The sequence below is a fragment of the Micromonospora sp. WMMA1363 genome (genome assembly GCF_030345795.1).
Lineage (GTDB): Bacteria > Actinomycetota > Actinomycetes > Mycobacteriales > Micromonosporaceae > Micromonospora.
Window position 1 is genome coordinate 861,187 of sequence record NZ_JAUALB010000001.1, and the last position, 14,780, is coordinate 875,966.

Below are 14,780 nucleotides of genomic sequence, written 5' to 3' on the forward strand. Positions count from 1 at the left end.
CCCAGCCGGAAACTGCTCCCGGCGGGTGGGGCGGACCGCTGGCCGGTGCCTGCGGCGGGTGTCCCTCGGGTGTCGCCCAGCACAGCGTCACGTGTCGTAGGTCACAGGCAGGAACAAGGGGTACGGTTTGTTACTTGAGTTGAACACGCTCAACTCAACGCGATGGCAGGTGTTCGATGGCGACTCTTCCGGTACTTCCCTTGACCGACGCCGTGCTGCTGCCCGGCATGGTGATCCCGGTGACCCTTGACCCGACCACCCAGGCCGCCGTCGACGCGGCCCGAGCCGCCGGTGACCGTAGCTTGCTCGCGGTGCCCCGCCTCGATGGCGAGTACGGTCCCGTCGGCGTCGTCGCCACCATCGAGAAGGTCGGTCGACTTCCCAGCGGGGAACCAGCCGCCGTGATCCGCGGCCTCACCCGGGCCCGGATCGGCTCCGGTGTCCCCGGACCCGGCGCCGCCCTCTGGGTCGAGGCGACCGAACTGTCCGAGCCCGCCCCCGCCGGACGCGCCCGGGAACTCGCCCGCGAGTACCGGGCCCTGATGACATCGGTGCTTCAGCAGCGCGGTGCCTGGCAGGTCATCGACGCGATCGAGCGGATGACCGACCTCTCCGAACTGGCCGACTCGGCCGGCTACGTTTCCTGGCTCAGCCTCGCACAGAAGACCGAGCTGCTCGCCGCGCCGGACGTCACCGCCCGACTGGAACTGCTCGTCGGCTGGGTCAAGGACCACCTGACCGAGCAGGAGGTGGCCGAGCAGATCAACACCGACGTCCGCGAGGGGTTGGAGAAGTCCCAGCGCGAGTTCCTCCTCCGCCAGCAGCTCGGCGCGATCCGCAAGGAACTCGGCGAGGACGCGCCGGACGGCTCCGCCGACTACCGGGCGCGGGTCGAGGCGGCCGACCTGCCCGACAAGGTCCGTGAGGCGGCGCTACGCGAGGTCGGCAAACTGGAACGGGCCAGTGACGCCTCCCCGGAAACCGGCTGGATCCGCACCTGGCTGGACACGGTGCTGGAACTGCCGTGGACCACGCGGACCGAGGACAACACCGACCTGACTGCGGCCCGCGCGGTGCTCGACGCCGACCACGCCGGCCTGGCCGACGTGAAGGACCGCATCCTGGAGTACCTCGCGGTGCGTAACCGGCGAGCGGAGCGCAACCTCGGCGTGGTCGGCGGTCGCGGCTCCGGCGCGGTGCTCGCCCTCGCCGGCCCGCCCGGGGTCGGCAAGACCAGCCTCGGCGAGTCCGTCGCCCGGGCGCTCGGTCGCAACTTCGTCCGGGTCTCCCTCGGCGGTGTCCGCGACGAGGCGGAGATCCGCGGCCACCGGCGTACGTACGTCGGCGCGCTGCCCGGCCGGATCGTCCGCGCCCTGCGCGAGGCCGGCTCGATGAACCCGGTCGTGCTCCTCGACGAGGTCGACAAGCTGGCCGTCGGCTACGCCGGTGACCCGGCCGCGGCCCTGCTGGAGGTGCTCGACCCGGCCCAGAACCACACCTTCCGGGATCACTACCTGGAGGTCGACCTCGACCTGTCCGACGTGCTCTTCCTGGCCACCGCCAACGTGGTGGAGACCGTCCCCGGCCCGCTGCTGGACCGGATGGAGTTGGTCACCCTGGACGGCTACACCGAGGACGAGAAGGTGGCCATCGCCCGTGACCACCTGCTGCCCCGGCAGCGGGAGCGGGCCGGGCTGACCGTCGACGAGGTCAGCGTGACCGACGAGGCGCTGGCGCGAATCGCCGGGGAGCACACCCGGGAGGCCGGAGTGCGGCAGCTCGAACGTGCCCTGGCGAAGATCCTGCGAAAGGTGGCCGTCGCGTCGGCGACCGACCCGGCCCCGGTCCGGGTGGACGCCGACAACCTGACCCGCTACCTGGGCCGGCCGAAGCACACCCCGGAGTCGGCGGAGCGGACGGCGGTCCCGGGAGTGGCCACCGGCCTGGCGGTCACCGGCGCCGGCGGTGACGTGCTCTTCATCGAGGCCACCAGCATGGACGGCGAGCCGGGGTTGACCCTGACCGGTCAGCTCGGCGACGTGATGAAGGAGTCTGCGCACATCGCCCTGTCATACCTGCGGTCGAACGGGCGGCGACTGGGGCTGGACCCGAACGCGCTGGCCGGGCGGCGGATCCACCTGCACGTCCCGGCGGGCGCGGTGCCCAAGGACGGCCCCAGCGCCGGCATCACCATGGTCACCGCCCTGGCGTCGCTGGCCAGCGGCCGGCCCGTCCGCCCCGAGTTCGGGATGACCGGTGAGGTGACCCTCTCCGGTCGGGTGCTGCCCATCGGTGGCGTGAAGCAGAAGCTGCTCGCCGCGCACCGGGCGGGTCTGACCGAGGTGATCATCCCGAAGCGTAACGAGCCGGACCTCGACGACCTGCCGACCGAGGTGCGCGAGGCACTGACCGTGCACACCCTCGCCGACGTCGCCGACGTGCTCGCCCTGGCGCTGCGCCCGGCCGACCTCGATCCGGCGCAGGACGGTCCGGCGTTGCTCACGGCGCGGTGACGGCAGTACCGCGAGGAGCGGCGACGTCTTCCGGCCGTACTCGAACCATGCTCGACAGCCACGAGAACGGGGGAGCGGGATCGGGGGCAGCGATGCCGGCAGGTGCCAGTGGTCGGCGCCGACAACGTGGTCAGCGAAAACGTCGAGTAGCGACGCCGTCGTAGCCGAGTCGGCGGGTGGGGCGAGTCACCGGTTGCCCGTCCCACCCGTTGACCCGGGCGGGTCAGGGCTGGTCGCGGCGCCGGTCACCGCGGTCGAACCGCCGGTCCCGGTCGCCGTCGCCGTCGCGGTCCCGGCGCACCGTCGCCCTGCGACCCTTGATCGTGCTTCCCCGCAAGCCATTGATCACCTCGTCAGCCACCCCGGCCGGCACCTCCACCAGGGAGAACCGGTCGGCGATCTCGATCGAGCCGATGTCCCGCCCGCGCACCCCGGTCTCGCCGGTGATCGCACCCACCAGGTCCTGTGGCCGGACCCCGGCGCGCCGGCCCAGGCCGATGAAGACCTGCGTCGTACCCGTGCCCCGGGGCCGACCGCCGCCACGGCGTTCGCCGCGGCCCTCGTACCCAGGCCGGGCCGTCCTGGGCGCGCGGACCGCGACCTGCGGGATCTCCTCCTCGTCCGCGGTGCCGGGGAGCGTGGCCTCGTGCGCCAGCCGCACCGCCGCGAGCGCCACCTCCATCAGGTCGAACTCGTCGCTCAGCGACTCGACGATCACGCGGAACGGTTCGAGGTCGTCCTCCAGCAGGCTCTCCCGCAGCGCGGCCTGCGTCAGCTCCAGCCGGCGCGTGCGCAGGTCCGCGACCGTGGGAATCTTGTCGATGGTGATCCGCTGACCGGTGACCCGCTCGATGGTCTTGAGCATCCGGTGCTCGCGTGGCTCGGCGAGGGTGATCGCCACCCCCTCGCGGCCGGCGCGTCCGACCCGACCGATCCGGTGCACGTACGACTCGGGTGCCGACGGCACGTCGTAGTTGACGACGTGGCTGAGCTGCTCCACGTCCAAGCCCCGGGCCGCCACGTCGGTGGCCACCAGCAGGTCGGCGGTGCCGGCCCGCAGCCGCCCCATCACCCGGTCCCGCTGCTCCTGGCTCATCCCGCCGTGCAGCGCCTCGGCCCGGTACCCGCGGCCGTTCATCGTCTCGGTGAGCCGGTCGACCTCCTCCCGGCTGCGGCAGAAGACGATCGCCGCGGTGGGGGACTCCACGTCCAGCACCCGCCCGAGCGCGGCCGGCTTGTGCGCCCGCGCCACCAGGTACGCGCTCTGCCGCACCCGGGGGGCCTCGCCGGCCACCGGCTGCTCGCGGGCGATGAGGATGCGCACCGGGTCGGTCAGGTGCGCGCGGGCCAGCCCGTCGATGCGGCTGGGCATCGTCGCCGAGAACAGCACTGTCTGCCGCTGCTCCGGCGCGTGCTCCAGGATCGCCTCGATGTCCTCGGCGAAGCCCATGTCCAGCATCTCGTCGGCCTCGTCCAGCACCACGGTGGCGAGATCGGTCAGGCGCAGGGTGCCCCGGGCGATGTGGTCCAGCGCACGGCCGGGGGTGGCCACCACGACGTCCACCCCTGCGTCCAGCGCACGCAGCTGCCGACCGATCGGCTGCCCGCCGTAGATCGGCAGGACCCGGGTACCGAGGTCCTTGCCGTAGCGGTGGAACGCCTCGGAGACCTGTACCGCCAGCTCCCGGGTCGGCACCAGCACCAACGCCACCGGATCCCCGCCGGGACGGTCGTCCGGCAGCCGTTGCAGCAGCGGCAGTGCGAACGCCGCCGTCTTGCCGGTGCCGGTCGCCGCCTGCCCGAGCAGGTCCCGCCCGGCCAGCAGCGGCGGGATCGCCTCCCGCTGGATGGGGGTGGGCTCCTCGTAGCCGAGCGCGGACAGCGCGGCCAGCAGTTCGGCGCGCAGGCCGAGGTCGGCGAAGGCGGTCGCCTCGTCGCCCACGGGCGGTTCGGCGGGTGGATCGTGCCGTACGGGTGTGGAACTCATGCGTCAAGCCTTTCATCACCGCCGCACGACCAGTCCGGCGGCCGGCACGTCACGACGATCGGTAGCCTGCCCGCCGACGTGCCGGCGGGCAGGCAAAACCGACGGGATGGGTCAGGCTCGGGTCAACTCCGGCTCGCGCTCGTTGGACGCGTCGGTGGTCGCGGGGTTGAGGCGGTGGTGGAGCTGGTCGCCCTCGACGTCGACGGCGGGGAGGAGCCGGTTGAGCCAGCCGGGTAGCCACCAGGCCGCACGCCCGAGCAACGTCATGGTAGCCGGGACGATGGTCATCCGGACGACGAGGGCGTCGATCAGGACTCCGACGGCCAGCGCGAACCCCATCGTCTTGATGAACATGTCGTGGGAGGGTACGAAGCCGACGAAGACGGCCATCATGATGACGGCGGCGGCGGTGACCACGCGGGCACCGTGCTGGAACCCGTTGACGACCGCCTGCCCGGCGGGGGCACCGTGAACGTACTCTTCCCGCATCCGGGTGACGAGGAAGACCTGGTAGTCCATGGCCAGCCCGAACACGATGCCGACCAGGAAGATGGGAATGACGCTCGGGGTGGGGCCGACCTGGTCGACGCCGACCACTTCTGCCAGCCAGCCCCACTGGAACACCGCGACCACGGCGCCGAAGGTGGCGGCGACGGTGAGCAGGAATCCGAGGGTGGCCTTGACCGGGACCAGGACCGAGCGGAACACCAGCGTCAGCAGCAGGACGGCCAGGCCGATCACGAGCAGCAGGTAGGGCGGGAGCGCGCCGGTCAGCCGGTCGGACACGTCCTTCTGCAACGCGGTGTGCCCGGTGACGGCTACCTCGGTCCCGAGATCCCGGCCCCGTAGGGCGGTGACGAGGCCGCTGGTGGCCTCGTCGGTGGGGCCGCTGGCCGGGATCACCTGAAGCAGCGCGGTGTCACCGGCGGCGTTGACCGCCGCCGGGCTGACCGCCGCCACGTTCGGCATGCCCGCGATCATGTCGGCGACCTGCCGCGCGGTCGCCTGGGCGTCGGCGCTGCCGGTCGTGTCGACCACGGCCAGGAGCGGGCCGTTGAAGCCCGGCCCGAAGCCCGCACTGAGCAGGTCGTACGCCTTGCGCTGGGTGGTCTGTGGCCCGGCCACGCCGTCGTCGGGCAGGGCGAGGCGCAGATCGGACGCGGGGATGGCGATGACGCCGAGGCCCACGACGGCGGCCAGCAGCGCCGTGACCGGGCGCCTGGTGACCAGGCGCGCCCAGCGTAGTCCCACGGTCGGCCGGTTCGGGGCGCTGCCCGCCTCGGGGTCGCGGGCACGGCGTCCGAGTACCCGACGACCGGCGATGCCCAGCAGCGCCGGGAGCAGGGTCAGCGCGATGAGGACGGCGATCGCGACGGTGCCGGCGGCAGCAAGCCCCATCTGGGTGAGGAAGGGGATGCCGACCACGGACAACCCGGCAAGGGAGATGATCACGGTGAGGCCGGCGAACACCACGGCTGAGCCGGCGGTGCCGACCGCGCGGCCGGCCGCCTCGCCCAGGTCACGTCCGGCAGCCAGTTCGTGCTGGTACCGCGAGACGATGAACAGCGCGTAGTCGATGGCGACCGCCAGCCCGATCATCAGGGCCAGTGCCGTGGCGTTCGAGGACACGTCCACGACGGCGGTGAGCGCGGTGATCCCGGCGATCCCGATCCCGATTCCGATGATCGCGGTCAGCAACGGCAGGCCGGCCGCTGCCAGCGAGCCGAAGGTGACCAGCAGGACGAGCGCGGCGACCCCGACGCCGATCACCTCGGTGGCACCGGTCTGCGCGGGGTCCTGTACCGCGTCACCACCGACCTCGACGGTCAGCCCGGTGTCCCGGCCGTGCGCGGCGGCGTGGCGTAGCGCGTCCCGCGCGGCGTCGGTCATGTCGCCGAACTGCACCTGGTAGCTGACCTGGGCGTAGCCGACGGTGCCGGTCGGGTTGACCGCCCCCGCCGCGTACGGGTCCACCACGTGGGCGACCTGGGGCGCGCGCCGGAGCTCGGCGACGACGTCGGAGACCGCGTTCTTGACCTGCGGATCGGTGAGCGTCCGCCCGTCGGGTGCGGCGAACACGATTCGCGCGGTGGCGCCGCCCGCGGCCGCTTCGGGGAACTTCTCCGTCAACTGGTCGATGGCCCGTTGTGACTCGGTCCCCGGAATTCTGAAGGAGTTGTCGACTGGCTCGGAAAGCGTGGCGGCGGCGACCCCGGTGGCCGCCAGCAACGCGATCCACAGTGCGACGAACACCCGCCGACGCCGAAACGACAGCCGGCCGAGGCGGTAGAGGAATGTTGCCACAGGTACTCCTGTCTCAGGCAGTTCAACGGCGGGGTGGCTACGCCAGGACCGACGGAGCCGCTGGGTCACCGCGGTGCCGGGAGGCGTCGGCTATCGACGGGGCGTCCGCGTGATGGTGTGGGGGCGAGTGCGGTGCGTCGGGAGACTCGCGGTCGGGCACGCCGGTGCCGAGCTGGCGTCCGCCCGCACAGACCAGCTCGACCAGACGCGGGTTGGCTGGGCCGCCCGCCCACGTGCCGGGTGCTGACGTGTCGCACGGTGGCGGCCGTGGGCGGTAGCCTCGGATAGAGAGCACGGTCCGGGTCTGTCCCGGTTCGATTCGCGATCGTGGTGGCGATCGATCGGCCTATCTGTTCGCCGATCGGTCCATCTGTTCGTCGATCGACCGCGGTAGGATGAGCGGTGTCTTCGCGGAGGTGGCTACGGCTGGTCGAGCTCCGCGCGGATGGTGATCTTCCTGAGGTCCGTCAGACGGTGATGACGATCTTTCCCCGGGCGTGGCCTGCTTCGAGGTGGCGGATGGCCGCGGGAAGCTCGTTCAGCGGGTATGTCCGGTCGATGACCGGCGTGACCTTTCCGGATTCGAGAAGGTCGCGGACCGCCTCCAGGTCGTCCTTGGTCGGGCGGGCCAGGAAGGGAACGAGGCGCTGCCGTACGAACAGCGACAGCGCGAGCGCGTGGAGCATGCGGCCCAGGGGACCGACGACATGGCCGCCCGTGCCACCGATGGGGACGATTGTTCCCCGCGGGGTGAGGGCACGCAGGCACGCGGACAGCGGATGGTTCCCGACGTTGTCGAGGATGATGTCGTGGCGTCGTCCGCCGCGGGTGAAGTCCTCTTTGGTGTAGTCGATGACGTGGTCGGCGCCGATGGACCGGACCAGCTCGGCGTTCCTGGTGCTGCACACGCCGGTCACCTCGGCACCCAGCGCCTTGGCGATCTGCACCGCGAACGTCCCCACTCCGCCCGCCGCGCCGTTGACGAGGACCTGCTGACCGGGGCGCAACCGCCCGTGGTGACGAAGAGCCTGGTAGGCGGTGAGCGCCGCCACGGGCACGGACGCGGCCTGCTCGAACGTCAGGCCGACCGGTTTCAGCAGCACTCCGGCGTCGTGAGGCATGGTGACGTACTCGGCGAACGTTCCGGCGCGCTCCAGGTTCCGGCAGCCGAACACCTCGTCTCCCACCCGCAGCGTGGTGACGTTCCTGCCCACCGCCTCGACGCGCCCTGCCAGATCGAGGCCCAGCTCGTTCGCCTTGGGGCGGGACAGCCCGCCCCGCAGCCGCACGAGGTACGGCGTGCCCCTCATCAAGTGCCAGTCCGCGGGGTTGACCGAGGCTGCCCGCACGCGGATCAGCACGTCGTCGGCACCGACGGTGGGCATGCCGAGGTCCTGAAACGTGAGGACCTCGGGCGGGCCGTACGTGTAGAAGCGGATGCCTTCCATGATGTCCCTCTCATTCCACGCTGCGCAGTAGTTGTTCGATCGACGTTGTACGTGCCCGCAGTTCGGCCAGGTCGGCGGCTGTTCGCTGCTGGGCGTCGAGGGTGTTCTCGGCGAGTTGCTCGTAACGGTGCACGAGCTGACGCAGATCGTCCGTCTGGGCGGCGGCCTGCTTCTCCTTGCGGGTTTCGAACAGGCCGAGAATGACCATCGCGACCAGGAAGGCCGCCACGACGACCACGACGAGCAGGAAGATCGCCGATGGCCAGGACATTTCCCCTCCGAAAGGGTCCATCAGGTTGACTCCTTGGGCGCGGGACCCTTCTCCGGGTCCGACCTGGTGAGGGTCTTGACCGCCTCGGCTACCGCCGACGCGGTCAGGTGCAGACTGAAGTCGGTGACTTCGTAGTACTTCATGGCCTTACCGTCCTCAGAGAGCTCCAGGCGGCCGGCGATCAGGCCCGCGGCTTCCAGCCGCCGCAAGTGCATGTGTAGGAGCGGACGACTCACTCCGATCTCGCGGGCCAGATGGCTCACGTAGTCGCGGCTGCCGGCCAACGTCGCGACGATGCGCAGTCGTATCGGGTTGGCCAGCGCCGCCAGTATCTCGACCAGGTCGTCTCCGGTCGGCCCGCTTGCTGTCACAAGACCCCTTCACGTGTAAGAACTCTCTTACATGTGAAAACCGTAGCATCCGCAGTTCGTGTCGACAATGGGGGCCGCGGCGCCGTCGCGGCGACTACCCGATCGGCTGGACCGGTGTCGGTGCGGTGGCCTGCGGTGCCCTCGCGGGTGCGGTCGGCGCGGCGGTCCCCGGCTACATGAACGGCGAGCGCGGCTGGGGCCTGGCCGGCGATGCCGCGCTGGGTGGTCTCTTCGGTGCGGTCGGCGGCGGCCTCAGCTCCATCGCCGGTCAGGCGCTCGGCGCCGGGTTCCGGGCACTCGGCGGAGGCATGCGGGCGGCCGGCAGCAGAGCGGTCAGCGCTGGCATGGCGGAGGCCCGCAGCATCGGCCGGGGCCTGGTTGGCAAGGGCTGCCGCAACAGCTTCACCCGTCAACCGGGGTCTTGATGGCCGACGGCAGTCGCAAGGCGATCAGCGAGGTCAGGGTCGGCGACAGGGTGCTTGCCACCGACCCAACCACCGGCCGGCCCGAGGCACGTGCCGTCACCGCTCTCATCGTCGGCTCGGGCAGCAAGAACCTCGTCGAGGTCACCATCGACACCGATGGCGATCTGGGCAACCAGACGGCCAAGCTGACCGCCACCGACGGCCATCCCTTCTGGATCGACAGCGAGGGCCGCTGGGCAGCGGCGAAGGACCTCAAGCCCGGGTACGCCTTCGAGACAGCAGATCACCGTCCGGTCACGGTGGTCGCCCTCCGTAAGTGGACCGAGCAACAGAAGGTCCACAACCTGACCGTCGACGGCCTCCACACGTACTATGTGATCGCCGGCGAGACTCAAGTACTTGTCCACAACTGCGGCTGGGCTAGTCCTTCAGACTTGAAACCCGTGCACCGCATTTCCGGCGACTCGTCGACAAAGAACGTAGCTAGACTCGGCAAAGATGTGCGAGCTGGTACTTTCGACTGGGGGCAGAGTCCTTTGTCGGTCGTTCGGCACGAAGGCACGACCTACGTACTCGATGGTCATCACCGCCTAGCTGCCGCCAAATGGGTCGGAGTGGGGCGCGTAGGAATCCGCGACGTTACCGATGAACTTCTCAACGGTGGCTTCCGGGGCTACAAGGATATGGCGGACGTCCTGGATACGGCGTCTCGATTCCAAGGAAATCGACTAAACCCCTACAAGCTGAGGTGACGAAGTATGTCGCGCGAGGTTTTGAGGACCATTGAGGACGCAGTCCGCCAGTTCTACTCAGCTAAGGCCCTGGTGGGGGCAGTCTTAGGGGTCACGTCGGCGTCGGAACTCACGGAGCGGGTTCTCCGGGACGAGGTCGTCCGTCATGGGCACTGCCGAGGCCTCGAGTACAACGTTCACGGCGTCGGGTACACCGTCGTGCTGCCGGGAGGCGCACCGGTGCATATCGACAGTTTGGGCGATAGCGATGGTTTCACCGTTTATGACATCAGGGCCTATTTGGAAGGAATTAAAGAAGTCGCCCCGGCAATTGATGAGATACGCCTTGCGTGCGACCAATTCGCAAATAGGGGAATGATCGCTAGGGTTGATCGAGTCACGTACGGTCTTATTCCTCGGTCTGCGGAATGATCGTCGCTTATGGAGGCCGGAAGGACTTGTGCGCCTGATGCCCTGGCACGGTAGGCCCGATGTTTCGCGGCGAGAAGGGCTGAACGTGAAGTGAGGGAGAGTCTGGTGTTGCTCGTGCTGGTCGCGGTGATCGCAGCCATCCCGCGGACGCAGGGCGTGGGGGCGACGGTGAGTCCGTCAATGCCTGCGGTGGAGCGTAGCGGCCAGTCGGCGCGTACCGAGGAGGTTGTCTTCCCGACCAGGGAGGTCTCGTTGTGGGAGCGGATGCTCTCGCCGGACAACCTCGGTCGGGCGTTGAAGCGTGTGGAGTCCAATCGGGTGCGCCTGGTGTGGATGGCCTGGCGACGCACGAGCTTCGTGAGTGGCTGCACCAGCACTGGGGGCAGGTCCGGACGGCTTTGAACGCGGGCACGTACCGGCCGCAGCCGGTACGCCGGGTGGTGATCCTCAAGCCCGGGGGTGGTTCGATACGCTGGCACTGCCACGTCCGCCTGCAACGCCAGGCCGTCGAGTCCATGGACCAGGCGCTGTAACCCGACCAGCCCGACGACGACACAGCCTCCGACGGCCGAACACGACCAACCGAGAACGCGTCCCGCTGGGATCACTGCCTCGGGGGGACGCTCTCGTCGCTGTGGCTGCCGCCGGTCGGCTCGTACGGCCAGGTGAAGAACCGGCGATACAGGGTCCCCGACGTCGTGGCCGGCATGTCCACGCACGCCTCGACGAAGAACCGCGACAGGTAGAGCATCAGCGACACCCGCGCCCCGGCGAACTCGGCCAACAGTTGACGTTTGCGGGTGAGGCACGGCCACGCCTGCCCACACCCGGCGCAGGTCCAGGCCGGGCGAACCGGCACGTGCATCGACATCGCTGTTCAACCCTCCGGGCACGTCCGTGGTCTACGGTGGGAGGGCCGGGCACGTACCCGGGTATGAAGAATGCCGATCTTCGTGCCCGTCCCGGCCCTCCCGGAACAGGACCAGTCAGGTCCGGACTCGATGCGCGTCCCCGCTGGGCCTGCCACCAGAATCAGGGGAAAGAGATGACCATGGAACAACCGGAGGGTCTTCCCCCGTCTACACCCGACACCGCTGACCTCGGCGTCCATCTGCGGGCCGCCCGCGAGGCTGCCGGGCACAGTCTTGCCGGCATGGCCGCGCTCACCCACTTCAGCAAGCCCTACCTCGGCCTCGTCGAAACCGGCCGCCGCCCCGCCACCCCCGACGTCGTCGAGCGCTACGAACACGCCCTCGGCGTGCCGATCGGCACCCCAGCAGACCCGGTCCGCCTCACCCACGAATGGCTCCTCGGCGACCCACCCGTCCCCCGGCAGTTACGCGCCGGCCGTCGTATCGGCACCAGCCTCATCGAGACGCTGGAATCCCGGGTGATCGAACTTCGCCACCTGGACGACACCGTCGGCAGCCGCACCCTGCTCCCCGTCATCCGCACCGAACTCGACCAGGCCGAACACCTCGCCCGCACCGCCTCCTACACCGACGCCTCCGGCAAGCGGCTGTACACCGTGATCGGTGAACTCGCCCAACTCGCCGGCTGGGTCGCCAGCGACGCCGGCCGCTACCCCGACGCCCAACGCCTCTACCTCTCCGGCGTCACCGCCGCCGACACAGCCGGAGACAGGGCACTCGGCGCGCAACTGCTGTCCAGCCTCGCCTACCAGATCACCAACGTCGGCAAACGCGACGACGCCCTGCTCATCGCCCGCTCCGCCGTCACCGGCGCACCCCATGCCAGTCCACTCGTCCGGGCGCTGCTGCTGGAACGCCTCGCCTGGGCCGCCGCCCGAGCCCGCGACACCGACACCACCCGCCGCGCCCTCGACGCCGTCGACGACGCCTACGACCAGCGCTCCGACGGCATCGCCGAGCCCGAATGGGTGTACTGGCTCAACCGTACCGAGATCGACGTCATGGCCGCCCGCTGCCTCATCGAACTCGGCCCCCCAGCCGCCGCCGAACCCCTGCTGACGCGAGCACTCGCCACCTACAACCGCGACCACGCCCGCGAGGTCGCCCTCTACCAGACCTGGCTCGCCGAAAGCCACGCCCGTGCAGGCGACCTCGACGCCGCCCGTGAGGTCCTCGCTCGCATCGACACCACCGCTATCGATGCCGGCTCCGCCCGCCTCCACCGCCGCATCGCCGCCGTCGATCGCCTCATCGAGCGCAGCGCACAGAAGAAGCCCGCCACCGGCACCAGACGACCGACCCAGTAGACGCCCCCGGTGCCGTTGGTCGCCGTCGCCGATGGACCTCCGCTGCTGGTTGGAGCGTCCTTCCGGTATGGACGCAATGATGGTGGGCAGCGGAGGTGGCAGGATCGGCCGGAAACTGCATGAGCAGGGCAGAAAGCCCGCCTCGACAATCGGTGAACAGGCTTCAGCGCGGTCTGGACCATGCGGTCGGTGAGGGTGGTCGGCACGTACATGATCGCGGCGAACACCGCCGCGCATCGTTCTACGGCCTACCTCCGCCCCGTTGACGTCGTGGTGGCGGTATCAACGGGGGGCGGCTGGGCGCTGACAACTCGCCGGACACGGTCGGCCCAGGGTCGGCGGAGACCCGCTGTGTCCAGCCTCGGTCGCACCGCGTTCTGTCGAAATCCCACCCGATCCGATCTTTTGCGGCGGTGTTTCCCGGGGTTTAATGCTCGGTAACCTGTGACGCGTAGCACAGGCAACCCTGGGGGCGCCCGCCATGCTGCAGGTGCGGAATCTCGAGGTCGTCTACGACGACGTGATGCTGGTCCTGCGCGGCCTGAGCATCACCGTCCCGCCGGGCGGGATCGTCGCGTTGCTCGGCGCGAACGGCGCGGGCAAGACCACGTTGCTGCGGGCGATCACCGGCCTGCTCGACATCCACCACGGGAAGGTCTCCCGGGGTGAGGTCACTTTGGACCGGGAGCCGCTGCACCGGCTGCGGCCGGCCACCATCGTGCGGCGTGGTGTCGCCCAGGTGATGGAGGGGCGACGCACCTTCGGCGAGCTGACCGTCGAGGAGAACCTGCGCCTCGGCGGGCACACCGATCCGCGCCGGGTCACCGACCGCCTCGACGAGGTGTACGCGCTGTTCCCGGTGCTCGCCGAGCGGCGTCGCCGGACGGCCGGCTACCTGTCGGGTGGGGAGCAGCAGATGCTCGCGATGGGGCGGGCGTTGATGGCCGGCCCGCGCTACCTGCTGCTGGACGAACCGAGCCTGGGTCTCGCCCCCCGGCTCGTCGAGCAGATCCGGGAACTGATCCTGACGATCAACGCGGCTGGCACGGCGGTCCTGCTGGTCGAGCAGAACGCGACGATGGCGCTGTCGATCGCGGCACACGGCTATGTGCTGGAGACCGGCCGGGTGGTGCTCGACAAGCCCGCGGAGCAACTGCTCGCCGACGACGACGTCCGCGAGTTCTACCTCGGGCTGCACGGCGGCGACGGGGCTGCCCGGCGGTCGTTCCGGGACGTCAAACACTACCGGCGACGGAAGCGGTGGTTGTCGTGACCGACGAGCCGATCCTGACCTTCGACGACGTGCGGCTCGCCTTCGCCGGTGTGCGGGCGGTCGACGGGGTGAGCTTCACCGTCGGCCGGCAGGAGTTGCTCGCGGTGATCGGGCCGAACGGGGCCGGCAAGACGTCCATCTTCAACGTGCTCTCCGGCGTCTACCGGCCGCAGTCCGGCCGGGTCGTCTTCGACGGTATCGACCTGGTCGGCCGCCGCCCCCATGACATCGCCGCGCTCGGGCTCGCCCGCACCTTCCAGAACGTCGAGCTCTTCGCCAACCTCACCGTGCTGGAGAACCTGCTGCTCGGGCGGCATCACCACATCCGCTACGGGCCGCTCGCGGCCGTGCTGTGGCGGGGCCGCGCCCGCCGCGCGGAACTGGCCGCCCGCGCGGCGGTCGAGGAGATCGTCGAGTTCCTGGAGCTGGAGCAGTGGCGGCGGATGCCGGTCGGGCTGCTGCCGTACGGGGTGCAGAAGCGGGTGGAGCTGGGCCGGGCGCTCGCCATGGAGCCGAAGCTGCTGGTGCTCGACGAGCCGGTCGGCGGCATGAACCTGGAGGAGACCGAGGACATGGCCCGCTACATCCTCGACGTCCGCGAGGAACTGGGTATCCCGATGGTGCTCGTCGAGCACGACATGGGCCTGGTGATGGACCTCGCCGACCGGGTGCTGGTGGTCGACTTCGGGCAGCCGGTGGCCACCGGCACCCCAGCCGAGATCCAGCAGCACCCCGACGTGGTCCGCGCCTATCTGGGAGAGGTGACCACCACATGAGCGAGCCTCC

At 70.1% G+C, this 14,780-nt stretch carries 14 protein-coding genes; 8 read left to right on the forward strand and 6 right to left on the reverse strand.

Annotation, left to right across the window (positions count from 1 at the left end):
- Positions 1 to 176: 176 nt before the first annotated feature.
- Positions 177 to 2,513: an endopeptidase La gene (gene lon / locus QTQ03_RS03960; RefSeq protein ID WP_289276765.1), complete on the forward strand. Its 2,337-nt coding sequence runs from the start codon at positions 177 to 179 to the stop codon at positions 2,511 to 2,513.
- Between the two features lie 223 nt (positions 2,514 to 2,736).
- On the opposite strand, the gene QTQ03_RS03965 is transcribed toward lon, so the two are convergent.
- From QTQ03_RS03965 to QTQ03_RS03985, 5 genes are all read right to left on the reverse strand, one after another.
- Entirely contained in the window at positions 2,737 to 4,500 is a 1,764-nt protein-coding gene (locus QTQ03_RS03965; protein WP_289276766.1) for a DEAD/DEAH box helicase, read from the reverse strand.
- A gap of 111 nt (positions 4,501 to 4,611) precedes the next feature.
- The gene (locus tag QTQ03_RS03970; RefSeq protein ID WP_289276767.1) at positions 4,612 to 6,804 is read right to left on the reverse strand and encodes an MMPL family transporter; all 2,193 of its coding nucleotides are present in this window, start codon (positions 6,802 to 6,804) and stop codon (positions 4,612 to 4,614) included.
- Between the two features lie 467 nt (positions 6,805 to 7,271).
- Entirely contained in the window at positions 7,272 to 8,252 is a 981-nt protein-coding gene (locus tag QTQ03_RS03975; RefSeq protein ID WP_289276768.1) for an NAD(P)-dependent alcohol dehydrogenase, read from the reverse strand.
- 10 nt (positions 8,253 to 8,262) lie between these two features.
- Positions 8,263 to 8,544, reverse strand: coding sequence for a hypothetical protein (locus QTQ03_RS03980; RefSeq protein WP_289276769.1), 282 nt, complete (start codon positions 8,542 to 8,544; stop codon positions 8,263 to 8,265).
- On the reverse strand, positions 8,544 to 8,894 hold the full coding sequence (locus tag QTQ03_RS03985) for an ArsR/SmtB family transcription factor (RefSeq protein ID WP_289276770.1): 351 nt from the start codon (positions 8,892 to 8,894) through the stop codon (positions 8,544 to 8,546). Before QTQ03_RS03985 ends, QTQ03_RS03980 begins: the two co-directional genes overlap by 1 nt.
- A gap of 125 nt (positions 8,895 to 9,019) precedes the next feature.
- Here QTQ03_RS03985 and QTQ03_RS30200 point away from each other — a divergent pair, with 125 nt between their 5' ends.
- From QTQ03_RS30200 to QTQ03_RS04000, 4 genes are all read left to right on the forward strand, one after another.
- Positions 9,020 to 9,319 (forward strand): hypothetical protein, encoded by a 300-nt coding sequence (locus tag QTQ03_RS30200; protein ID WP_353890563.1) that lies wholly within the window; start codon positions 9,020 to 9,022, stop codon positions 9,317 to 9,319.
- Positions 9,319 to 10,071 (forward strand): polymorphic toxin-type HINT domain-containing protein, encoded by a 753-nt coding sequence (locus tag QTQ03_RS30205; RefSeq protein WP_353890564.1) that lies wholly within the window; start codon positions 9,319 to 9,321, stop codon positions 10,069 to 10,071. The genes QTQ03_RS30200 and QTQ03_RS30205 overlap by 1 nt, the downstream gene beginning before the upstream one ends.
- 6 nt (positions 10,072 to 10,077) lie before the next feature.
- Complete coding sequence (locus QTQ03_RS30575; protein WP_502889687.1) at positions 10,078 to 10,482, forward strand: DUF6896 domain-containing protein; 405 nt, start codon at positions 10,078 to 10,080, stop codon at positions 10,480 to 10,482.
- A 105-nt stretch (positions 10,483 to 10,587) separates the two neighbouring features.
- On the forward strand, positions 10,588 to 10,884 hold the full coding sequence (locus QTQ03_RS04000) for a hypothetical protein (protein ID WP_289276771.1): 297 nt from the start codon (positions 10,588 to 10,590) through the stop codon (positions 10,882 to 10,884).
- A gap of 202 nt (positions 10,885 to 11,086) precedes the next feature.
- On the opposite strand, the gene QTQ03_RS04005 is transcribed toward QTQ03_RS04000, so the two are convergent.
- Positions 11,087 to 11,353 carry a flavin reductase gene (locus QTQ03_RS04005; RefSeq protein ID WP_289276772.1) on the reverse strand — a complete coding sequence of 89 codons (267 nt, stop codon included), beginning with the start codon at positions 11,351 to 11,353 and terminating at the stop codon, positions 11,087 to 11,089.
- Positions 11,354 to 11,527: 174 nt separating this feature from the next.
- On the opposite strand from QTQ03_RS04005, the gene QTQ03_RS04010 reads away from it, so the two are divergent.
- From QTQ03_RS04010 to QTQ03_RS04020, 3 genes are all read left to right on the forward strand, one after another.
- Complete coding sequence (locus tag QTQ03_RS04010) at positions 11,528 to 12,721, forward strand: helix-turn-helix domain-containing protein (protein WP_289276773.1); 1,194 nt, start codon at positions 11,528 to 11,530, stop codon at positions 12,719 to 12,721.
- Between the two features lie 481 nt (positions 12,722 to 13,202).
- The gene (locus QTQ03_RS04015) at positions 13,203 to 13,994 is read left to right on the forward strand and encodes an ABC transporter ATP-binding protein (protein WP_289276774.1); all 792 of its coding nucleotides are present in this window, start codon (positions 13,203 to 13,205) and stop codon (positions 13,992 to 13,994) included.
- Entirely contained in the window at positions 13,991 to 14,770 is a 780-nt protein-coding gene (locus QTQ03_RS04020; RefSeq protein WP_289276775.1) for an ABC transporter ATP-binding protein, read from the forward strand. The genes QTQ03_RS04015 and QTQ03_RS04020 overlap by 4 nt, the downstream gene beginning before the upstream one ends.
- Positions 14,771 to 14,780 lie beyond the last annotated feature (10 nt).